This is a genomic window from Halomonas sp., from assembly GCF_031581305.1.
Lineage (GTDB): Bacteria > Pseudomonadota > Gammaproteobacteria > Pseudomonadales > Halomonadaceae > Halomonas.
Window position 1 is genome coordinate 1 of record NZ_JAVLBC010000014.1, and the last position, 20522, is coordinate 20522.

Sequence of the window (20522 nt, forward strand, 5' to 3'; positions counted from 1 at the left end):
CGACGTGGTGATCCCCATTCCCGATACCTCGCGCACCTCCGCCCTGGAGCTTGCCCAGCACCTGGGCGTGACCTACCGCGAGGGCTTCATGAAGAACCGCTATATCGGGCGGACCTTCATCATGCCGGGCCAGACCCAGCGCAAGAAGTCGGTGCGCCAGAAGCTCAACGCCATCGGCGTCGAGTTCAAGGACAAGAACGTGCTGCTGGTGGACGACTCCATCGTGCGCGGCACCACCTGCAAGCAGATCATCCAGATGGCTCGGGAGGCCGGTGCGCGCAAGGTCTACTTCGCCTCAGCCGCGCCTCCGGTGCGCTATCCCAACGTCTATGGCATCGACATGCCGGCGGCCAGCGAGCTGATCGCCCACGGTCGCAGCGAGGCCGAGGTGGGCGAGTTGATTGGCGCCGACCGGATCTTCTATCAGGACCTCGAGGATCTGAAGGACGCCTGCCGTGAGGTGAACACCGATCTCGAGGCCTTCGACTGTTCCGTCTTCGACGGCAAGTACGTCACCGGCGATATCGACGAGCGTTACCTGTCGGACCTCGAGGCCTCGCGCAGCGATGACGCCAAGCAGCAGCGCAGCGCCGGCGACCATGCCCTGGTGGGGATGCACAACCAGGAAGATGACATCGACGACTGAGGGATAGGGCATGTCGCAGGATCAGACACCGCAACAGGAGTGGGAGCTGGAGACGCTGGCGATCCGTGCCGGTCACCAGCGGACCCATGAGCAGGAGCATGGCGAGCCGATCTTCACGACCTCGAGCTTCGTCTATGGCAGTGCGGCCGAGGCGGCGGCCAAGTTCAGCGGCGAGGAGCCGGGCAACGTCTACTCGCGTTTCACCAACCCCACGGTGAATACCTTCGAGCGGCGCCTGGCCGCCATGGAGGGGGGCGAGCGCTGCGTGGCCACCAGCTCCGGCATGGCGGCGATCCTCTCCACGGCCCTGGCCCTTCTTCAGTCGGGAGACGAGATCGTCGCCTCGCGGTCGCTGTTCGGCTCCACGGTCAGCCTGTTCGACAAGTATCTGGGCAAGTTCGGCATCACGACGCGCTACGTGGAGCTGTCCAACCTCGAGGCCTGGGAGGCGGCCATCACGCCGGCCACTCGACTGCTGTTTGCCGAGACACCGTCCAACCCGCTCTCCGAGGTGGTGGACATCGCGGCACTCGCCGAGCTCGCCCATCGCCATGAAGCGTGGCTGGCCATCGACAACTGTTTCCTGACCCCGGCGCTGCAGAAGCCCATCGCCCTGGGCGCCGACCTGGTGATCCACTCGGCCACCAAGTACCTGGACGGGCAGGGCAGGGCGATCGGAGGGGCCGTGGTGGGGCGCGACAAGGAACTCGAGGCGGTGTTCGGGGTGGTGCGCACTTGCGGGCCCTGCCTGAGCCCCTTCAATGCCTGGATCTTCACCAAGGGCCTGGAGACGCTCAATCTGCGCATGCGTGCCCACTGCGAGAACGCCCGGGTCCTGGCCGAGTGGCTGGAGGGACATCCCGCGGTGGCACGGGTCCACTACAGCGGCCTGGCCACCCATCCGCAGCACACGCTCGCCAGCCGCCAGCAGCAGGGCTATGGGGCGGTGCTGGGCTTCGAGGTGAAGGGGGGACGCGAGGCGGCCTGGTCGGTGATCGATGCGACCCGCATGGTTTCCATCACCGGTAACCTGGGTGACGTCAAGACCACCATCACCCATCCCGCCACCACCACCCATGGGCGCCTGTCGGAGGACCAGAAGGACGCCGCCGGGATCACCGAGGGGCTGATCCGCGTGGCGGTCGGCCTTGAGGCCATGGAAGACATCCGTGCCGACCTGGCCCGGGGACTCGACGCCCTGGTGTGATCTTGGTCCGATCACCAGCCCTTCCTCGGAGCTGGTCCGCCGGCAGGCCTGCGAGGAGGCGCTGTGACCCCATCCCTGGGCGCTACCGATGCCCTGCTTCGCTCTCGCGTCCCGCTTCGCTTGCAGGGCCGGTGCTGGCCATCCATGGCCAGCCCGTTCGGAGCAGTGCTCTTCTCCCCGGCACAGGACCTCCTCTTCGGCCTGCCACCGGCGCTCCTCGCTACGGCTAACTGCAATTGCCTTGATTGCACCCCTGCCACCTAGAACTCCTGCCTTACGTCGCCATCTCATCAGGGCACGCATTTATAGCCGCCCGAGGAGGGCCATGATGAAGATCCTGATCAATTTGCGCGTCAAACCTCGTACTTCTAGTGCGAGGAAGAACAGCGCGAGGCGCGGTAGCACCTCTTGTTGACATGCTAAATATAGACCGCTAAATCTTGCTTTTATGGCAACCGTTCTTCGCGCATACCGCTATCGCTTTTACCCAACGCCCGAGCAGGCCGACCAGCTTGCTCGGACGTTCGGTTGCGTGCGGTTCGTCTACAACCACTTCCTGCGCGAACGCACGGATGCCTGGTTTGAGCGTCAGGAGCGCATGGGCTATAACGCCACCGCCAAGGCGCTCACCAGCCTCAAGACACAGCCGGAGACGGCATTTCTGGCCGAGGTGTCCAATGTCTGCCTCCAACAGTCGCTACGGCATCTGGATCGAGCCTTTGCCAACTTCTTCAAGGGGCAGGCCCGCTACCCCGCCTTCAAGAAGAAGCGCCGCAAACAGTCGGCGACCTACATGGCCAACGGCTTTCGCTGGCGCGATGGTCAGTTGTGGCTGGCCAAGCAGAAAGTTCCGCTGAACATTCGCTGGAGCCGGCGCTTCAGCGGCGAGCCCAGCAGTGTCACCGTCAGCCTGGATACCGCAGGGCGTTACCACGTCAGCTTCCTGGTGGAAGAGGAGCAGGCGGCGCTGCCGGTCACGCCGAAGATGGTGGGGCTCGACCTGGGGCTGACGCACCGCGTCATCACCAGCGATGGCAACAAGATCCCCAATCCGCGCGTCATCCGACAGACCGAGCGCAAGCTGGCCCGCGCCCAGCGGGCGCTGTCACGCAAGCAGCGCGGCTCGAACAATCGGGCCAAGGCCCGGCTGAAGGTGGCGCGGCTGCACGCCAAGCGGGCCGACCAGCGCCGCGATGCTACCCACAAGCTCACCACGCAGCTCATTCACGAAAACCAAGTCATTGCTGCGGAGAGCTTGCAGGTCAAGAACCTGCTCCAGAACCGATCGCTAGCCAAGGCGATCAGCGACGTAGGCTGGCACCAGATCACCCTCCAGCTCGCCTACAAGGCCGAGTGGTACGGGCGCGATTTCGTCCAGATCAACAAGTGGTATCCCAGCTCGAAGCGCTGCTTCCACTGTGGCCACATCGCCGACACGATGCCGCTGAATGTCCGCACCTGGGATTGTCCGGCCTGCGGCACCCGGGGCATCGACCGCGACGTCAACGCGGCCCGCAATATCTTGCAGGCCGGCAAAGCGATCCTGGCGGGGGCCGACAAGCTTCGTCATCACGAGAAAACTACCGTGGGGCACACGGGAGGTTAAGCCTGTGGAGCCTGTGTAAGACCGGCGGTGCCATCACCGAAGGCAGCGGGCAGTGAAGCAGGAGCCGGGAAGGCGACAACCCGGGAATCCTCTTCCTTCAGGGAGAGGAGGACTGTCAAGGTACTGACGTCGCATGACCGCATGGGTGACACCGGCCAAGAGACCGGTTTCTGGCTCGAGGAGTTCGCCGCACCCTATTACGTCTTCAAGGATGCCGGCGCCGAGATCACCCTGGCCTCGCTCAAGGGTGGCCTGCCGCCGGTGGACCCCAACTCCCAGGCCGAGGAGGCCCTCACCGAGGAGACCCGTCGCTTCGAGGCAGACGCCGAGGCCAGAGCGCAACTCACCAAGACCCGCAAGCTCGCCGAGATCGAGGTGAACGACTTCGACGCCATCTTCTTTTCCGGCGGACATGGCCCGCTGTGGGACCTGACCGGTGATCCCGATGTTCGCCGCCTGGTCGAGGGCTTTCTCGCCGCCGAGCGGCCGTTGGCGGCGGTCTGCCATGCGCCCACGGTGCTGCTCGAGGCCCGCACGCCCGAGGGGGAATCGCTGGTCAAGGGCCGACAGGTCACCGGCTTCGCCAACAGCGAAGAGGAGGCCGTGGGCCTGACCCAGGTGGTGCCGCACCTGCTGGAGGATGCCCTCAAGGCGCAGGGCGGCCGCTACGAGCGCAGCAGCGATGACTTCGCGCCCTTTCAGGTTCGCGATGGCCTGCTGGTGACCGGCCAGAACCCGGCGTCCAGCGCCTCCACCGCCCGCCTGTTGCTCGAGGTGCTTGCCGAGCGGCGCGGACAACTCCCGTCCCGCTGAGGAAACCATGCCGCCCGCCATGCCAGCCGTGGCGGGCGGCATGTGGTTTTTCCGAATTGTGCATTCGGATTTTTTCAGCGGATGCCGATGATGCACTGCGGTAGGCTACAGGGGTTGAAACGATGCGGACCGAGGCAACGGAACATGTGGAAGAACACTCGCAGCGGCTGGGGGCTGGTCAGTATCCTGCTGCACTGGGTCAGTGCTCTGGCCATCATCGGCCTCTTTATCCTGGGCTGGTGGATGACCGGGCTCGGCTATTATGACCGCTGGTACAACCTGGGACCCTGGTGGCATCGCTCCGTCGGCATGCTGCTGCTGTTCGCCACCCTGTTCCGCTTGGCATGGCGCGTCGCCAATCCGACGCCAGTAGCGAAGGGCCATCGCCTTGAGCGCCTGGTCGCCCATCTCGGTCACATCGGCCTCTATGTGCTGATGCTGGTGGTGCTGGTCAGCGGCTTCCTGATCTCCACTGCCGATGGCAAGGGAGTCAGTGTGTTCGATGCCTTCGTGGTGCCCGCCCTGGTCAGTGGCCTGCCCCAGCAGGCCAGCGTGGCCGGTCAGGTTCACTGGTACAGTGCCCTGGCGCTGATGCTCCTGGCCGCAGGGCATACCCAGGCCGCCCTGAAACACCACTGGGTCGATCGCAATGACATCCTCTTGCGCATGATCGACCTTCGCCGTGCCCGTCGCCCCTGAGGCGATGTTTTCCCCGACACCATCCGCAAGGAGAAACACATGATGATCAAGAAGACGGCCATCGCGACCGCCCTGAGTGCCGCCGCCCTGGTGGGCGTCAGTCAGGCCCAGGCCGCTGACTATGCCATCGACATCGATGGCCAGCATGCCTTCATCCAGTTCAAGATCAGCCACCTGGGCTACTCCTACATCCTCGGCAGTTTCGAGGCGTTCTCCGGTAACTTCCGCTATGATCCCGAGAACCTGGAAGCATCTTCCGTCAACGTCGAGGTCGAGGTGGCAAGCCTCAACAGCAACCATGCCGAGCGTGACAAGCACATCCTGAGCGATGACTTTCTGGATGCGGGCCAGTACCCCACCGCCAGCTTTACCTCCACCGGTTTCCAGCCGACCGGCGACAACGAGGGCGTGTTGACCGGCGAGCTGACCCTGCATGGAGAGACCAACGAGATCGAGATGCCGGTCACCCTGCTGGGCAAGGGAGAGGATCCCTGGGGCGGCTACCGTGCGGGCTTCGAGGGCTCCACTCCCCTTACCCTGGGTGACTACGGCATCGACATGAGCGACTTTCCCGAGATAATGCACGAGCTCGAGCTTTACGTGACCTTCGAGGGCATTCGCCAGTAAATCTGGCATGGACCGGCATACCATTGCCCGGTACCCCCCATGCATCACGCGACACCCCCGGCCATACCGGGGGTGTCGCGTTGTGGGACTGTGCCGATAAAACGCGCTACCATGCGCGGCGATAGTATCCCGGGGTGAGACAGCAAGCGGAGCATCGCCATGTCGAGATGCATGATGGGGAGTCGCTGTCGCTACCGACTGCCCGCCATGGCCATGACGGCCCTGGGGTTACTAGGCGCGGCGGTGTGGGTGCCCTCACGACTCCTGGGGGGAATGTTGCTGGTGACGGCACTGGGGCTGTTTGCCCTGAGCATGCGGGAATGGCGGCTCCGGGCCCGGACGCCGAGCCATCCTGACGACGAGTGGCTACGCCAGACGCGACGGGGAGAAGGACGCTTTCGGGCAATGCTGGAAAGCCTGCCCAACATCGCCGTCCAGGGATATGACCGTCATCGCCGCGTGATCTTCTGGAACGAGGAAAGTACCCGCCTCTATGGCTATCGCTACGATGAGGTGCATGGACGACGTCTGGAGGAGCTGATCATTCCTGACGCCATGCGTGCCCAGGTGGTGCGAGACCATGACATCTGGATCCGGGAGGGCCGGGCGATACCGCCGGGGCGGCTGGTGCTCCGTGACCGGGATGGCCAGCCCGTGCCGGTCTACTCCTACCATGTAATGCTGGATGAGCACACGGCTGACCCGGTTATGTTCTGCGTCGATGTCCCCCTCGATCGGGATGCGTCTTGCGACCCTCCACCAAGGATCGATTGACCTGCACGACAGAGGAACCGACAGGATGACCCCATGTGAACGCCCCCCGGTGAAGCGCCGGGGGGCGTTTCGTTTCGGGATCAGTGGTGAGGGTTAGCGGGTCGCATTAAGCACCGCATCCGGGAAGTGCCGACGCAGGATGCGGTTCTGGAACTCATCCACGAAGCGGCTGTTGATGATGATGATGAAGCGCTCGAAGGGCGCATCCGCATCTTCCTGATGGATGCCGTCCACGCTATGGAAGAGGCGGTCGTCGCGCAGATGCAGGATATCGCCAGGGGCGAGGGTCGTGTTGACCAGGGGGCGGGTTCCCGCCTTGTCGGCATAGAGGTGGTTTTCACCCCCGGCGACATTGTGGCGATTCAGCACCAGGATGCTCAGCGCCTTGCAGCCGTCGGCATGAATACCCTGACCCTGCAGGGGATCGATCATGCCTTCACCACGAACGCCGGTAATCTGCATCAGGATGGGCTCGTTGGGCTTCAGGTCCCAGAGTCGGGCCCAGGCGCGCACGAAGGCCTTCACATCGGGGCGGGCCATGAAGTCCCGCGTCAGCGGCGCATAGTAGCGCAGGCGGTCTGCCATGCTCTCGGCATCATTGAAGGCGCCACCCTGCGCCATGGGACATTGGCCCATATCGAACACCTCGCCCCGCTCATCCAGGGTCAGCCAGGACATGCGCTTCCAGCGACGGTTGACGTAGGGGTCACGCGGCAGGTCGGTGGTGAATGCCTGCCAGGCCTCGAGATCCACCCGTGAGCGCACCTCGGTCCTGGCCCAGTCCTGCCGTTGCAGGGCGTTGGCGACCTCCGGCGACCAGTAGTCGGCCACCGGATCGAGAGGCATGGTGGCGGGATCGAAGCCGTACTTGAGGGTGTCGAGTTTCATGGGATCTTCTCCTTTGGATGTTGGGCGTCATTGCCCATGGGTTGCCCGGATAACTCGGACAACCCATGGAAAAGGAGAAGATCTGCAACGAAATGTCAAAAAATGTACGAGCATTGTCGTATTGGCCGGCTTGGATCTTTCGTTGAAACGTCGGATGGCAACGCCGTGCTCGGCCATGATGTCGTGTAGGCTATTTCCTGCACATACCTGTAGGATAAGGATTCCCCACGTCGCGCGAAGGGGGCTATCCGGCCTCATGATGAGGGGCGACAGGATCTTTCGACGATGAGGAAGTGAATGAGCGGTCGCGATACCGGCTTACGGCACTGGCTGGCGCGTCGGTGGCAACAGGTCAGAGCGAGACGGCCCGATGCTCGGGACGATAGCATCGGGGACGATGTCGAGGTCGTGCGCCGCCGATATCTGGACAGCGAGCAGCGCTTTCGTGCCCTGCTGGAGAGCCTGCCCAAGGTGGCGGTCCAGGGGTATGACCGCGATCGTCGCGTGATCTACTGGAACGAGGCCAGCACCCGGCTATACGGTTATACCTCCGAGGAGGCGCAGGGACGGTTGCTGGAAGAGCTGATCATCCCGGGGCCGATGCGCGAGCCGGTGATCCAGGCGCATCGGGCCTGGGTGGAGGAGGGGATCGAGATCCCCGCCGACGAGCTGGAGCTCCGGCACAAGAGCGGAGAGCTGGTCCCGGTCTTCTCTCACCATGTCATGCTCGGTGAGCACACCGATGATCCCCTGATGTTCTGTGTCGACGTGGATCTCTCGGATCAGAAGCGGGCGCATCGCGAGCTGGATTTCGCCACGCGCTTCGATTCGCTGACCTGTCTGCCCAATCGCCAGACCTTCGAGGAACAGCTGAACGAGGCCATCGCCGACTGTCGCCGGCATGGCGACGGGCTGGTCTTGATCTATCTGGACATCGACCACTTCGTGTCGATCAACGATGCCCTGGGTTACGAGCAGGGCGACCGGCTGCTGGTCGAGTTGACCCGGCGCCTGCATCAGGTGACGAGAGTGTCGGACATCGTGTCCCGCCTCTCCAGCGACGAGTTCGTGATCGCTTTCCCGGGATTTCAGCGCGAGGACGTGCTCCCGAAGCTGGTCCACAAGGTCCAGGAGGTGCTTCGTTCTCCCTTCCTGATGGATGGCTCGCGGCGTCAGGTGACGGCCTGCCTGGGTGTCAGCCTCTATCCAGACAACGGCGATACGGCCCGCGAGTTGATCCGCAATGCCGATGTGGCCAAGAACCGGGCCAAGCTCGATGGCCGCGGCAGCGTGTGGTTCTTCGACCAGCAGCTCCACGACGAGTTGGTCTACCAGCATCGCCTCTTCGACCGGCTGGCGCATGCCCTGGACAATGGAGAGCTCTCGTTGCACTACCAGCCTCAGGTGTCGGCTGTCAGTGGACGCATCGAGAACCTCGAGGCGCTCCTGCGCTGGCAGCCGGCAGAGGGCCCGCCGATCTCGCCGGCCGAGTTCATTCCCCTCGCCGAGCGTTCCGACCTGATCCATCGCCTCGGTGACTGGGTCCTGGAGACCGCCTGTCGCCAGCGGGCGCTGTGGCGTGATGCCGGTCTGGCCATGGAACGCATCGATATCAACTTCTCCGGCCGGCAGATGAGCCGGCCCGATGTCTTCCAGCGCTTCGAAGACTGCCTGGCGCGCCATGGCCTGGGTCCACGGGATATCGGGCTGGAGCTTACAGAGAATGTTCTGATCGAGGCCGATGACTGGATCCTGGAGGGCTTACGCCGACTTCATCACCGAGGCTTTCGCATTGCCATCGATGATTTCGGCACCGGCTACTCGTCACTGAGCTATCTCAAGCACTTCCCGGTCACCGCCCTCAAGATCGATCGGACCTTCGTGCGAGATGCGCCAGACCAGCCCGAGGATCGGGCCATCATGGAGGCCGCGATCTTCATCGGCCATCGCCTGGGGCTGGAGGTCGTGGCCGAAGGCGTCGAGAATCGCGAACAACTGATGCTGATCCGGGAGATGTGCTGCGATCTGGTTCAGGGGTTCTATTTCTTCCGCCCCATGCCTGCCCGGGAAATGGAGCGTGCCCTCGGCGGTCGGATGACGGGGGATCAGGAGTTTTCGGGCTGAGTCCGCTGTCCGCTTGGCGTAGAATGCTCGGCCTGCGAACATCCACGGAGCCCCTGTGAATTCCCTCCACGCATCGCGTTCTTCCCTCGCTATCACCCTCTGGCGCCAGACCTGGCCCATGGCCATCGGCGTTCTGGCTCTGCTCGGTTTCCAGCTGGTGGATAGCGCCTTCATCGCACGACTCGGCACGGCGCCACTGGCCGCGCAGTCCTTCACCTTCCCGTTGTCCTTTCTGGTCATCGGCATCCAGGTCGGCATGGGGATCGCCATTGCGGCATTGATCTCGCGTGCCCTGGGAGCGGGGGAGGCCGCCAGGGCTCGGCGATTGGGGAGTCTGGTGCTGCTGGTGGGGAACGTCACCATTGCCCTGCTGGTGGTGGTGCTGTGGGCCCTCCAGGCGCCGGTTTTCACACTGCTGGGGGCCGATGACGCCACCCGCGAGTTGATCCGGGCCTACTGGGCGCCCCAGCTGCTGGCAGCCTGGCTGGGGGCAGGACTCTATTTCGGCTACAGCCTGTTCCGGGCCCATGGCGACACCTGGCTGCCCGGCAAGATGATGGTGATGACGAGCCTGTTTAACCTGTGCCTCGACCCATTGCTGATCTTCGGTGTCGGTCCCTGGCAGGGATTGGGCCTCCCCGGGGCGGCGTGGGCCACGACGACCGCCTTCGCCACCGGCCTGCTGGTGCTGGGTCGTCGGCTGGACAGCATGGATTGGCTGGCGGCCGAGGGATTGCTCGGGGAACTGCGCCGTTCGCTGGTGCCCTTCGCAGGCATTGCCGGTCCGGCCATGATCAGCCAGCTGATGCCGCCCTTGGCGGCCATGCTCGCCATCTCGGTGGTGGCTTCCCTCGGTGAGACCCAGGTGGCGGCCTGGGGGCTGGCCAGCCGCCTGGAAACCCTCTCGCTGATGGTGGTGTTGGCGATGACCATGTCGCTGCCGCCCTGGCTCGGGCGCTGCTACGGCGCCGGGGACTGGGACCAGATACACCGATTGATACGCCTGGCGCTCAGGGTGTTGGTGGTCTGGCAGCTGTCGCTGGGAATCCTGATGGCCCTGGCCTCTCCCTGGGTGGCGCTTGTGCTTTCCGGCAATCCCGAGGTACGCGATGACCTGGCGACCTTGATTCGCTTCCTGCTGCCCAGCTATGCGGCACTGGGGGTCTGCATGATCGTGGTCTCGGCGGGCAACGCCCTGGGCTGGCCGATGCGCGCCATGCTGATGTCGGCTGCTCGGTTGTTTGTCTTCTACCTGCCCTGTCTCTGGGTCGGGGCCTGGTCGGGCGATCTGGTGGGCCTGGCCATGGGGGCGGCGCTGGGTAACCTGCTGGCGGGGCTGGCGGCCTGGCTGGTGCTGCGACGCATCCTTGCCAGCCCCCGCCGTCAGCCTGCGAAGAACCAGAAATAAAGGTTCTTCACAGACTGGCGTGATAGTTGACCGCACGACACCGGCTGGCCACCCAGCCTCCGTAGGCCCGGTAAGCGCCAGCGCACCGGGCGTGAAGAGGGCACCATCGTCACGCCGGATGCGCCTTCGGCTTATCCGGCCTACGCGAAATTCCCACCGTTTTCACGCCGAATTGCGAACGCCATAGCTTCTGTCTCACGTTCCTTGGCCTGATATGCCCGGCCAGAAATGACAACGCCCGGGCCATCGGCCCGGGCGTTGTCGGTTCCGAGGGTGGTGAGATCAGTTGACCGCGGCGATCGCCTTGGCCAGGTAGGGCAGGTTGTCGTGGGAGAAGCCGGCCACGTTGGCGCGGCCCGAGCGCACCATGTAGATGCCGTACTCGTCGCGCAGGCGGTCGACCTGCTCGGGTGTCAACCCGGTGTAGGAGAACATGCCGCGCTGCTCGGCCACGCAGGCGTACTTCTGGTCCAGGCCATAGGGCTTGAGGGCCTCGACGAAGTCGCTACGCAGGGTGTTGATGCGATCGCGCATTTCGGTGAGCTCCTCGCGCCAGAGGGTCGCGAGCTCCGCGGAGTGCAGGATCTCGCTGACGATGGCGCCGCCGTGGGCCGGCGGGTTGGAGTAGTTCTCCCGGGCCACGATGGCGATCTGCGAGCGGACGTTCTCCATCTGCTCCTGGTTTTTCGCCACCATGATCAAGCAGCCGGTACGCTCGCAGTAGATGCCGAAGTTCTTGGAGCAGGAACTGGTGATGATGACCTCGTCGAGATTCTCGGCCATCAGGCGAACCCCGTAGGCGTCCTCGTCGAGGCCCTCGCCGAAGCCCTGGTAGGCGAAGTCGATCAGCGGCAGCAGGTTGCGCTCGCGAACCACGTTCAGCACCTGTTGCCACTGGTCGCGGGAAAGGTCGAAGCCGGTGGGGTTGTGGCAGGAAGCGTGCAGCAGTACCACGTCACCTTCCGGGATCTGCTTGAAAGCTGCCAGCATGCCGTCGAAGTCGAGACGGTTCTCGGCATCCACATAGGGGTACTTGTGCAGCGTCAGGCCGGCGGCCGGGAAGATACCCAGGTGGTTCGGCCAGGTCGGGTCGGAGACCCAGATGTCCTTGCCGGGCAGCTGGTGGGCGATGAAGTCGCCCGCCAGGCGCAGGGCGCCGGTACCACCGGGTGACTGGGTGGCGCTGGCACGCTTGGACTCCAGTACCGACGAGCCCTCGCCCAGCACCATGGGCAGGATCACCTCGCCGTACGCCGGTGCACCATGGGAGCCGATGTAGGTCTTGGTGGTCTCGTTCTTGAGCAGCAGGGCCTCGGCTTCCTTGACGGCGCGCATCACCGGAGTGTTGCCCTGGTCGTCCTTGTAGACGCCCACGCCGAGATCGACCTTCTGAGGGTTGGTGTCCTTCTTGAAGGCCTCGATCAGACCGAGGATGGCGTCCCCGGGAACCCGCTCAATTTTCTCGAACATTTATTTCGCTACCTCGTCGGTTCTGGCGGCAAGAATGAAATCGTTCCTGTGCAGGCCCTTGATCTTGTGTGACCACCACGTCACGGTTACCTTGCCATATTCGGTGAGGATCGCGGGATGGTGATCGGCTTGCTCGGCGATCTCGCCGACTCGCTGGGTGAAGTCGAGGGCCTGCTTGAAGTTGCGGAACTTGAAGGTCCGCTCCAGCTGCATGATGCCATCGCGATCAACGATCTGCCACTCGGGGATATCGGTCCTGTACTGCTCGATCTCGGCCTCGGACACCTTGGGGGCGTCGATGCTGCAGGCCTCGCACTGCTGTTCGGATAGCGGGCTCATGGTATCTCCTTGCCGCTTGGAGGCGGCGTTTTCGGGGCGGTAATGGGGATCAGGCGCTTGACTTGGAACTGCTCGAGGCAGGTTCGAACAGGCCCAGCTCCATGGCGCGATGCCCTATTCCCATGATGTCCTGTGGAGAAAGGTCGTGCAGGGTCGTGAGGACGTCAAGCACGTCGTAGAGCGACTGGAGGCTGTCGATGCGAGCGGGTGCGGTTGAGGCGGAACAGGTGTCTCGTTATCTTGACACTCCGGTCACGTCGACGTGACGGCTTTCCTGCCCCCAATGCGAGAACCTGGCCCGATGCGACTGAGGTTTCACTGCCAGAACCGGATCGGCATCCTGCGCGACATCGTTGCTCACTTTGCCGACTACGGCCTCAACGTGGCCCGTGGCGAGGTCGGTGGCGAGCACGGCAATGCGATCTACCTGCATGTGCCGAACCTGCTCCACGCGCAGCTGGCCAAGCGTCTCGGTGTCTCCCATACCACCATCGCCAACAAGCTCAGACGCTACGGGATCAGCGGGGAGGCGTGATGCCCCACCAGGCCGGATACTCCGTGCCGCATGAGGGCCTGCCCCTGTGGCTCAAGCTGCTCCTGAGCCTGTGGGTCGTCGTCTGGGCGCCGACCTTCTGGGTACTGGTGGGTCCCCAGAACTACTTCTGGTTGTGTAACCTGGCCAACTTCCTGCTCCTCGCCGGGGTGTGGGGCGAGAGCCGGCGGCTGGTGTCCATGCAGTGGCTGGCGGTGGCCCTGGTCGGCAGCTTGTGGGCGGTGGATGTGGGTACCGCCTGGCTGACCGGCTGGCACCCCATCGGCGGGACCGAGTACATGTTCGATGACCACCACCCCCTCGTGACCCGCCTGATGTCGCTCTACCATTTGCTGCTGCCGCCGGTGGCCGGCTATGCCGTGTGGCGTCTGGGGTACGACCGTCGCGCCCTGGCCTGGCAGTGCGGGCTGACCTGGCTGGTGATCCCGGCCAGCTATCTCTTTACCGAGGCCGAGCGCAACATCAACTGGGTCGAGGGGCCGTTCGGGCAGCCCCAGTCGGTGATGAACCCGCTGCTCTACCTGGCGGGACTGATGCTCCTTTGGCCGCTGCTGATCTACCTGCCGGTGCATTGGCTGACCCTGGCGCTGTCACGCTGCCGTCGCGGCTGACCCGATCAGCCGGCGAGGAACTCGGCGACGCGCTGTCGAACCTCGGCATAGGGATAGCCCTCCAGGGCGGCGAACGCCTCGAGCTTGCGCGCCTTCATGGGGGTGAACAGCGGTGTGGTGATACCGCACAGGAAGCGCGTCACCATGTCAGCGGTAGCCGGGTGGCCCTCGCCGGCCTCGCTCAGCCGCTTCAGGAACGGGCCGCTCAGGGCGCCGATATCATGGGCTGCCAAGGGCGCTGCCGGCTCGGCGGGGGGCAGATGCGCCACCTGGCCGCGGCAGGCCGAACAGTGGCCACAGAGCTCGGGGGCACGGGCATCGCCGAACCAGTCGGCCAGTCGCCGGCTCAGGCAGCGGTCACTTTCGAAGAGCGCGAGCATGGCATGCAGGCGTTCGATTTCGGCGCGCTCCTTGTCGCGAAAGTAGGCGAAGAGCTCCTCGGTCAGCGCCTCGGGGTCGATCACGGCCGTGAGCACCTCATGGACCTCGGTCATCTGCTTGCTCTCGAGCACCATCCAGCCCTTCTCGACGAAGTAGTCCAGGGCGGTGATCACCCGGCCACGTCGCGTATCGAGGCCGCGCTTCTCCCCCAGGGCCTCCAGGGCAGCGAAGTCCAGGCTGTACCAGGTACGGGCGCGGGAGGAGGCGTCCAGGATCGCCTGGACGAAGGCACGCCGCTCGCCCTGGAAGTGGTCGACCAGGGCCTCGGATTCTTCCTCCAGCCGGAAGCGGTAGTCGGCGAAGTAGCTGTAACGAGGGGCGATGAGGCCTCGCAGTTCGAGTTGCACCAGCAGCGTCTTGAGCGGCAGGGGGCGGATATTGCTGTGCCGCGACAGCGTATTGAGCATCAGCTCCCACTGGCCGCCGGTGGCGCGCAGATCATCGATCACTCGGCGAATGCCATGATGCTCGGGGGTGTCGCCATACACGAAGTTCTCCAGCACCTCGATATGGTCGCGCCCGGCCAGCATCAGGCAGCAGGCGGGCAGGCCATCGCGGCCGGCACGGCCGATCTCCTGGCTGTAGTTCTCGATGGACTTCGGCAGGTCGAAGTGCACCACGTTGCGGATATCGGCCTTGTCGATGCCCATGCCGAAGGCAATGGTGGCGACGATGCAGGGCGTGTGGCCAGCCATGAAGTCACGCTGTATCGTCTCGCGACGCTCGCCGACGAGCCCGGCGTGGTAGGCGGTGGCCGGCAGGCCCGCTTTTGCCAGGTAGGCGGCCAGCCGTTCCGCCGTCTGCTGCAGGGTGACATAGACGATAGTCGGCTGAGGTGCTCCCTGCTCGAACCGGGGACGCAGCCAGTTGACCAGCCGGCGAGGGCGCTCGCCGGCGGGAACAGGGGTTACCTGGAGGTCGAGATTGGCGCGGTAGAAGCCCGTACCGGTGACATCCCCCGGGGCGATGTCGAAACGTGTGCGCATGTCGTCGATCACCCGAGGGGTCGCCGTGGCGGTGAGCAGCAGCACCTGGGGAATGGCAAAATCGCGGCGGTAGTCCGGCAGCTTGAGGTAGTCCGGACGGAAGTTGTGGCCCCATTCCGAGATGCAGTGGGCCTCGTCCACCACCATCAGCGAGATCGGCACCTGCCGGATGAAAGCGCGAAAACGCTCGTTCTTGAGGCGCTCCACCGAGACCATCAGGATGCGGATCTCGCCGCGCTTGACCCCTTCCATGACCGCCGATGCCTCCTCACGGCTCTGGCCCGAATCGAGGCTGGCGGCGGGGATGCCGTGACGGCTGAGGAAAGCCAGCTGGTCCTGCATCAGGGCCAGCAGCGGCGAGATCACCAGGGTCAGGTGCGGCAGGTGCAGGGCTGGCAGCTGGTAGCAGAGCGACTTGCCGGAACCGGTGGGAAAGATCGCCGCTGCCGAGCGGCCGGCCACGATGGCCTCGATGACTGGCCGCTGGCCGGGGCGGAAGTCGTCATAGCCGAAGACCTCCTGGAGCGTCTGCTGGATCATGGACATTTCCTGCCGTATCGTCGTTGAGTCACTGAGGTTTTTTCCAGTATAACGCTCCCGTTTTCCCTCGTCCGCGCGCATGGTGGCCTGTATCGCTACACTTTTCGTGTCCCCGTTACCCAAGACGGGGCAAGGAGGGGCATCATGTCTATTACCGAGCATCATCTCGAACTCGAGACCTGCGGCGTCACACTCGAAGGCGACCTGCTGCGGCCAGAAGACCCGGCGGGTATTGTGGTGTTTGCCCACGGCAGCGGCAGTAGCCGGTTTAGCGTGCGCAACCGCCGAGTGGCACGTCATCTGGCCGAACAGGGGTTGTCGACCCTGCTGTTCGACTTGCTGACGCCCGACGAGAGCCTGATCGATGAGCATACCCGGGCGCTGCGCTTCGATATTCCCCTGATCGGGGCACGCATGAGCGGGGCCGTGGCCTGGGTGGCCGAGTCGCCAGAGACCCGGGAGTGGGAGATCGGCCTGTTCGGCGCCAGCACGGGGGCGGCGGCCGCCCTGATTGCCGCCGCCGAGCAGCCGGCACTCGTGCGGGCCGTGGTCTCACGGGGCGGGCGGCCCGACCTCGCCGGGGATGCCTTGCCGGAGGTCAGAGCCCCGACCCTGATGCTGGTCGGCGGGTGGGATTCCCAGGTGATTGAGCTGAACGAACAGGCCATGGCGCGCATGAGCTGTGCACGCGAGCTGCTGATCGTGCCTGGCGCGACCCACCTCTTCGAGGAACCCGGCACGCTGGAGAAGGTCGAGGCTCATGCTGCGCGCTGGTTTCTCGATCATCTGGGCTAGGCGCCTGACATGACCAGATTGCGCCCCCCGTGCTTGGCCGCATAGAGGCTACTGTCGGCGCGGTGGATCAGGGTCTCTCGGGTGTCCCCGATGCGGTGTTCGGCGACGCCGATGCTGACGGTGATGCGTCCCGGGCCGATGCCGAAGTCATGGTCGGCGACCTGCTCGCGCAGGCGCTCCGCCAGCTGTCGGCAGCGACGCTCGGGGGTAAAGGGCAGCAGCAGGGCGAACTCCTCGCCCCCCTGCCGGGCCACCAGGTCCTCCTCGCGCAGCATCTCCCGGCAGAGCTCGGCGAGGCCTCTCAGCACCTGGTCGCCCTGAAGGTGCCCCCAGGTGTCGTTGATCGACTTGAAGTGATCGAGGTCGAGCATCATCAGCGACAGCGGCAGGGCATGCCGGTTGCTTAACGAGATTTCCTCATCGAGACGCTGCATCAGCTTGCGGCGATTGGCCAGGCCGGTCAGGTCGTCGGTGTCGGACAGTCGGCGCAGACGCTGTTCTTCCGCCATCTGTTCACTGATGTCGATCATCATGCCGTACCAGAGGACGCCACTTTCGACCTTGTGCGGCTGGGCGCGCAAGGCGATCCAGCTCAGTCGGTCATCGGCCATGCGCAGTTGAAACTTGGTAGCGATGGGGCTTTGCCAGCGGGCGGAGCGCTCGATCGCGGCCATCAGGCGAGGGTAGTCTGTCTCGGCGAGGCGCTCGAGGGCCGGGAGGGCACTCTGCGCCAGGGCACGCCGGTCGATCCCGACTCGTTGCGCACCGCTGCCGGCCAGGTAGGGAAAATGCATCCGGCCGTCCGGTGCCCGATGTAGCTGGAAGATCACTCCGGGCAGTTGCTCGGTCAACTCGAGGATCCAGTCCGGCTGCAGCGTTTCCCCACCCGGCATGACATCATTGGAGGGCATGCGGGTGTCCTTTTTTCCCTGCTGCGGCAGGGGGATTGTTCTTCGTTTTTTTCTTGCCCCATGGGGACGGCAGATATCGGACGCTGGGCGCCACTTGGTAAAGCCCTTCATGATACACCGGCAGGGATGTAACGGTACCCTCCCTCCGATGTAGGAGATCGCCTACAGCCGATCAGGAAATCATGTGGGTCAAGCGTTGGTCAAGAACGTACAAGATTATCGCGGGGCGTCATAGCGTCCGGGGCGACCGCGGGAGAAGACGACCTGCCAGAGCTGCAGATGCCGGGCACGGAAGGCACCGGCGCAGATGGCCAGATAGTAGCGGAACATTCGGCGAGTACGCTCGTTGTAGCGAGGGGCGATCTCGTGCCAGTGGGCGTCGACGTTTGTCAGCCAGGCCATCAGCGTCCGGTCATAGTCGGGACCGACCGAGGTTCATGTAAGCGCCAGTCTTCCGTCAGCCAGGGGTTACCGTGGGGCGTCATAGCGTCCGGGGCGACCGCGGGAGAAGACGACCTGCCAGAGCTGCAGATGCCGGGCACGGAAGGCACCGGCGCAGATGGCCAGATAGTAGCGGAACATTCGGCGAGTACGCTCGTTGTAGCGAGGGGCGATCTCGTGCCAGTGGGCGTCGACGTTTGTCAGCCAGGCCATCAGCGTCCGGTCATAGTCGGGACCGAAGTTCTGCCAGTCTTCCATCAGCAGGTGCTCCTCGCTGGTCCGTGCGATGTCCATGGCCGAGGGCAGAACGCCATTGGGGAAGATGTAGCGATTGATCCAGGGGTCCGCCGTGATCTCGGACCGATTGGAGCCGATGGTATGGAGCAGGAAGAGGCCATCGACGGGCATCAGGTGTTTCACGGTCTCGAAGTAGGTGGGGTAGTTGCGGTGTCCCACGTGCTCGAACATGCCGATGGAGACAATGCGGTCATAGCACCCATCCAGGTCGCGGTAGTCCTGTAGCAGGATCTCTACCGGCAGCCCGCTGCAGCGCTCCCTGGCCAGGGAGGCCTGTTCCCGTGAGATGGTGATGCCGGTGACCTCGACGCCATGGTGTCGGGCCGCATGTTCGGCGAAGCTGCCCCAGCCACAGCCGATATCGAGCACCTTCATGCCCGGGGTGAGATCGAGCTTGCGACAGGCCAGTTCCAGCTTGGCGCGCTGGGCCTGGTGCAGGTCCTCGGCCGTTTTCCAGTAGCCGCAGGAGTAGCACATGGTGGGATCGAGCATGCGCTCGAAGAGGTCATTGCCCAGGTCATAGTGAGCCTCGCCGACCATGTAGGCACGTGCCTTGCTCTGCAGGTTGATGAAGCCGGCCTGCAGGCGGTATTTGAGGCGTTCGGTAGTCGAGCGCGCATGCTCGCCCAGGCCGTTGAGCAGCAGTCGCGCGGCCAGTTCGTCGATGCGGTCACACTCCCACCAGCCATCCATGTAGGACTCGCCGAGTCCCAGGGTGCCTTGACGCAATACCCGTGAGAAGAAGTCGGGATGCAGTACGCGGATATCCTGGGGGGCATCGCCATTGAGCGTGACACCCGACCCCTCGAGGAGCTGTTCGAAGACCCGGCGGGCCCGGGTATCGGGTAGGGCGATGGGACCGATACGTGGTTCGCTGGTCATGGATTCCTCCTGGACCGTTCTTGGATATCAGGCTGGCGAAAGCGCTGGGCACGGCTCTGCGGCAGTAACATTGCTGAAGACCAGCATAGACCAGCATGCTTGAGTCGTGTATTTCAATGGCTTCACGAACCAGGAGGGGAAGACATGAACGTGATTATCGATCTCTGTGTGGTGCCATTGGGTGTCGGGGTGTCGGTCTCGCCGCATATTGCGGCCTGCCAGCGTGTGATCCAGGCGTCCGGTCTCGAGCATCGCATGCATGCCTACGGCACCAACATCGAGGGGCCATGGGATGAGGTGATGGCGGTGGTCAAGCGCTGTCATGAGGTCGTGCACGAGATGGGGGCACCGCGCATCACCACCACCCTCAAGGTCGGGACGCGCACCGATCGCGACCAGCACATGGACGACAAGGTGGCGAGTGTCGAGACCCTGCTGGGCAGGCAGTGAGTCGGATGCCCCCGCTGCGGCATGCCGGTCGTAAATGTTTCGTTACACACTGTCAGGAATTTGCGCCATGCCGGGGCCGGAATTGATGGGGCTGCGGCGTCTGTAAGGAATTCGTTACGAGGCAGGGGGCAAGGCCCGGCGTGATGGGGTATCAGGAGCTTGGTTGGCACGTTCCGGCGGAAGGGCCGAGGCACTAGGCTGAGCGACATCGAAAGCCCGTCGGCGGCCGGATATCGTCCGCCACGGGCCGATGAACGTTTCATTGCGACGTTACACCTCGATTCACAACAACAGCCTCTGGAGGATGCATGAATGCTCCCGCCCATACCCCTGACGTCCACGACATCGCCAACTTCCGCGAGAACCGCTACTTCGACATCAAGGGCAAGAAGACGGGCCTGCACTCCCGGGCCATGACCGCGCCCTGTGGCAAGATGCATATCCCGCTCAACGAGTCTGCCGACGACACCTCGCAGATCGCCGAATTCCTGCGCGAGTACAACGGCGAGGGCATCCAGCCTCTGGCGATGGCCACCGATGACATCTATGCCAGGGTGCGGGCCCTCAAGGCCAATGGCGTCACCTTCCTGACGACCCCGGACACCTATTACGAGAAGGTCGATAAGCGGGTGCCCAACCATCAGGAAAACCTCGAGGAGCTGCGCGAACTGAGCCTGCTGGTCGATGGGGGCCCGATCAGGGCGTGCTGCTGCAGATCTTCACCGAGACGGTGATCGGGCCGATCTTCTTCGAGATCATCCAGCGCAAGGGCAACGACGGCTTCGGCGAGGGCAACTTCAAGGCCCTGTTCGAATCCATCGAGGAGGACCAGATCCGTCGCGGTGTCCTCACGGCGGATTGACCCTCGGCCTGATCCAGCGCTGAGCATCCGGTAGAGGGGAATGGTCAATAACAGAACAATCGACCGCCCGTCTGCCCAATCACGATAAAATCCGTCACAATGGCACCCCTGTGGCGACCTCTTGCCGTGTCGGAACAACAACGTCCGTGACC

19 protein-coding genes and 2 pseudogenes are annotated in these 20522 nt (G+C 64.1%); 14 read left to right on the top strand and 7 right to left on the bottom strand.

Annotated features, from left to right (window positions below):
• The 7 genes from RI841_RS02565 to RI841_RS02595 all read left to right on the top strand — a co-directional run.
• Positions 1–646: amidophosphoribosyltransferase (locus RI841_RS02565; protein WP_405000903.1), on the top strand; the 646-nt coding region annotated here is incomplete at its 5' end.
• Between the two features lie 10 nt (positions 647–656).
• Positions 657–1853: an O-succinylhomoserine sulfhydrylase gene (locus RI841_RS02570; protein WP_310704024.1), complete on the top strand. Its 1197-nt coding sequence runs from the start codon at positions 657–659 to the stop codon at positions 1851–1853.
• Positions 1854–2301: 448 nt separating this feature from the next.
• Positions 2302–3459: an RNA-guided endonuclease TnpB family protein gene (locus RI841_RS02575; protein ID WP_310704025.1), complete on the top strand. Its 1158-nt coding sequence runs from the start codon at positions 2302–2304 to the stop codon at positions 3457–3459.
• Between the two features lie 141 nt (positions 3460–3600).
• Entirely contained in the window at positions 3601–4272 is a 672-nt protein-coding gene (locus tag RI841_RS02580; protein ID WP_310704026.1) for a type 1 glutamine amidotransferase domain-containing protein, read from the top strand.
• 144 nt (positions 4273–4416) lie between these two features.
• Positions 4417–4971, top strand: coding sequence for a cytochrome b (locus tag RI841_RS02585; protein WP_310704027.1), 555 nt, complete (start codon positions 4417–4419; stop codon positions 4969–4971).
• Between the two features lie 42 nt (positions 4972–5013).
• Entirely contained in the window at positions 5014–5598 is a 585-nt protein-coding gene (locus tag RI841_RS02590; protein WP_310704044.1) for a YceI family protein, read from the top strand.
• A gap of 159 nt (positions 5599–5757) precedes the next feature.
• On the top strand, positions 5758–6372 hold the full coding sequence (locus RI841_RS02595; protein ID WP_310704028.1) for a PAS domain-containing protein: 615 nt from the start codon (positions 5758–5760) through the stop codon (positions 6370–6372).
• 93 nt (positions 6373–6465) lie between these two features.
• On the opposite strand, the gene RI841_RS02600 is transcribed toward RI841_RS02595, so the two are convergent.
• Positions 6466–7260 carry a 2OG-Fe dioxygenase family protein gene (locus tag RI841_RS02600; RefSeq protein ID WP_310704029.1) on the bottom strand — a complete coding sequence of 265 codons (795 nt, stop codon included), beginning with the start codon at positions 7258–7260 and terminating at the stop codon, positions 6466–6468.
• A 297-nt stretch (positions 7261–7557) separates the two neighbouring features.
• Here RI841_RS02600 and RI841_RS02605 point away from each other — a divergent pair, with 297 nt between their 5' ends.
• Both RI841_RS02605 and RI841_RS02610 read left to right on the top strand, forming a co-directional pair.
• The gene (locus RI841_RS02605) at positions 7558–9384 is read left to right on the top strand and encodes an EAL domain-containing protein (protein WP_310704030.1); all 1827 of its coding nucleotides are present in this window, start codon (positions 7558–7560) and stop codon (positions 9382–9384) included.
• A 118-nt stretch (positions 9385–9502) separates the two neighbouring features.
• Positions 9503–10792, top strand: coding sequence for an MATE family efflux transporter (locus RI841_RS02610; protein WP_310704045.1), 1290 nt, complete (start codon positions 9503–9505; stop codon positions 10790–10792).
• A gap of 282 nt (positions 10793–11074) precedes the next feature.
• On the opposite strand, the gene RI841_RS02615 is transcribed toward RI841_RS02610, so the two are convergent.
• Positions 11075–12262, bottom strand: a complete 1188-nt coding sequence (locus RI841_RS02615; protein WP_310704031.1) for an amino acid aminotransferase — start codon at positions 12260–12262, stop codon at positions 11075–11077.
• Positions 12263–12601, bottom strand: a complete 339-nt coding sequence (locus RI841_RS02620) for a 4a-hydroxytetrahydrobiopterin dehydratase (RefSeq protein ID WP_310704032.1) — start codon at positions 12599–12601, stop codon at positions 12263–12265.
• Positions 12602–12902: 301 nt separating this feature from the next.
• Between RI841_RS02620 and RI841_RS02625 the strand changes: the two genes are divergently transcribed.
• Positions 12903–13136: a TyrR/PhhR family helix-turn-helix DNA-binding protein gene (locus tag RI841_RS02625; protein ID WP_405000904.1), complete on the top strand. Its 234-nt coding sequence runs from the start codon at positions 12903–12905 to the stop codon at positions 13134–13136.
• Complete coding sequence (locus RI841_RS02635; protein WP_310704033.1) at positions 13136–13765, top strand: hypothetical protein; 630 nt, start codon at positions 13136–13138, stop codon at positions 13763–13765. Before RI841_RS02625 ends, RI841_RS02635 begins: the two co-directional genes overlap by 1 nt.
• Positions 13766–13770: 5 nt before the next feature.
• Here RI841_RS02635 and RI841_RS02640 read toward each other — a convergent pair whose 3' ends face one another.
• Positions 13771–15738, bottom strand: a complete 1968-nt coding sequence (locus RI841_RS02640) for an ATP-dependent DNA helicase RecQ (RefSeq protein ID WP_310704034.1) — start codon at positions 15736–15738, stop codon at positions 13771–13773.
• A gap of 138 nt (positions 15739–15876) precedes the next feature.
• Here RI841_RS02640 and RI841_RS02645 point away from each other — a divergent pair, with 138 nt between their 5' ends.
• Positions 15877–16527 (top strand): dienelactone hydrolase family protein, encoded by a 651-nt coding sequence (locus tag RI841_RS02645; RefSeq protein WP_310704035.1) that lies wholly within the window; start codon positions 15877–15879, stop codon positions 16525–16527.
• Here the strand turns inward: RI841_RS02645 and RI841_RS02650 are convergent.
• The 3 genes and pseudogenes from RI841_RS02650 to cfa form a co-directional block, all read right to left on the bottom strand.
• A complete protein-coding gene (locus RI841_RS02650; protein WP_310704036.1) occupies positions 16524–17438 on the bottom strand; it encodes a GGDEF domain-containing protein in 915 nt (304 codons plus the stop codon). The two genes, RI841_RS02645 and RI841_RS02650, sit on opposite strands and share 4 nt — an antisense overlap.
• Before the next feature lie 216 nt (positions 17439–17654).
• A pseudogene (locus RI841_RS02655) lies at positions 17655–17858 on the bottom strand (class I SAM-dependent methyltransferase); the annotation flags it as partial.
• Positions 17859–17906: 48 nt separating this feature from the next.
• Entirely contained in the window at positions 17907–19058 is a 1152-nt protein-coding gene (gene cfa / locus RI841_RS02660) for a cyclopropane fatty acyl phospholipid synthase (RefSeq protein WP_310704037.1), read from the bottom strand.
• Positions 19059–19202: 144 nt separating this feature from the next.
• On the opposite strand from cfa, the gene RI841_RS02665 reads away from it, so the two are divergent.
• Together RI841_RS02665 and RI841_RS02670 are read left to right on the top strand one after the other, a co-directional pair.
• Positions 19203–19508 (top strand): MTH1187 family thiamine-binding protein, encoded by a 306-nt coding sequence (locus tag RI841_RS02665; RefSeq protein ID WP_310704038.1) that lies wholly within the window; start codon positions 19203–19205, stop codon positions 19506–19508.
• A gap of 341 nt (positions 19509–19849) precedes the next feature.
• A pseudogene (locus tag RI841_RS02670) lies at positions 19850–20370 on the top strand (VOC family protein); the annotation flags it as partial.
• Between the last annotated feature and the right edge of the window lie 152 nt (positions 20371–20522).

What these genes read in the sequence shown, in the direction of transcription:
- RI841_RS02570 (WP_310704024.1), top strand. Translation starts at nt 657, where the DNA reads ATGTCGCAGGATCAGACACCGCAACAGGAGTGGGAGCTGGAGACGCTG.
- RI841_RS02575 (WP_310704025.1), top strand. Translation starts at nt 2,302, where the DNA reads ATGGCAACCGTTCTTCGCGCATACCGCTATCGCTTTTACCCAACGCCC.
- RI841_RS02580 (WP_310704026.1), top strand. Translation starts at nt 3,601, where the DNA reads ATGGGTGACACCGGCCAAGAGACCGGTTTCTGGCTCGAGGAGTTCGCC.
- RI841_RS02585 (WP_310704027.1), top strand. Translation starts at nt 4,417, where the DNA reads ATGTGGAAGAACACTCGCAGCGGCTGGGGGCTGGTCAGTATCCTGCTG.
- RI841_RS02590 (WP_310704044.1), top strand. Translation starts at nt 5,014, where the DNA reads ATGATCAAGAAGACGGCCATCGCGACCGCCCTGAGTGCCGCCGCCCTG.
- RI841_RS02595 (WP_310704028.1), top strand. Translation starts at nt 5,758, where the DNA reads ATGTCGAGATGCATGATGGGGAGTCGCTGTCGCTACCGACTGCCCGCC.
- RI841_RS02600 (WP_310704029.1), bottom strand. Translation starts at nt 7,260, where the DNA reads ATGAAACTCGACACCCTCAAGTACGGCTTCGATCCCGCCACCATGCCT.
- RI841_RS02605 (WP_310704030.1), top strand. Translation starts at nt 7,558, where the DNA reads ATGAGCGGTCGCGATACCGGCTTACGGCACTGGCTGGCGCGTCGGTGG.
- RI841_RS02610 (WP_310704045.1), top strand. Translation starts at nt 9,503, where the DNA reads ATGGCCATCGGCGTTCTGGCTCTGCTCGGTTTCCAGCTGGTGGATAGC.
- RI841_RS02615 (WP_310704031.1), bottom strand. Translation starts at nt 12,262, where the DNA reads ATGTTCGAGAAAATTGAGCGGGTTCCCGGGGACGCCATCCTCGGTCTG.
- RI841_RS02620 (WP_310704032.1), bottom strand. Translation starts at nt 12,601, where the DNA reads ATGAGCCCGCTATCCGAACAGCAGTGCGAGGCCTGCAGCATCGACGCC.
- RI841_RS02625 (WP_405000904.1), top strand. Translation starts at nt 12,903, where the DNA reads ATGCGACTGAGGTTTCACTGCCAGAACCGGATCGGCATCCTGCGCGAC.
- RI841_RS02635 (WP_310704033.1), top strand. Translation starts at nt 13,136, where the DNA reads ATGCCCCACCAGGCCGGATACTCCGTGCCGCATGAGGGCCTGCCCCTG.
- RI841_RS02640 (WP_310704034.1), bottom strand. Translation starts at nt 15,738, where the DNA reads ATGTCCATGATCCAGCAGACGCTCCAGGAGGTCTTCGGCTATGACGAC.
- RI841_RS02645 (WP_310704035.1), top strand. Translation starts at nt 15,877, where the DNA reads ATGTCTATTACCGAGCATCATCTCGAACTCGAGACCTGCGGCGTCACA.
- RI841_RS02650 (WP_310704036.1), bottom strand. Translation starts at nt 17,438, where the DNA reads ATGCCCTCCAATGATGTCATGCCGGGTGGGGAAACGCTGCAGCCGGAC.
- cfa (WP_310704037.1), bottom strand. Translation starts at nt 19,058, where the DNA reads ATGACCAGCGAACCACGTATCGGTCCCATCGCCCTACCCGATACCCGG.
- RI841_RS02665 (WP_310704038.1), top strand. Translation starts at nt 19,203, where the DNA reads ATGAACGTGATTATCGATCTCTGTGTGGTGCCATTGGGTGTCGGGGTG.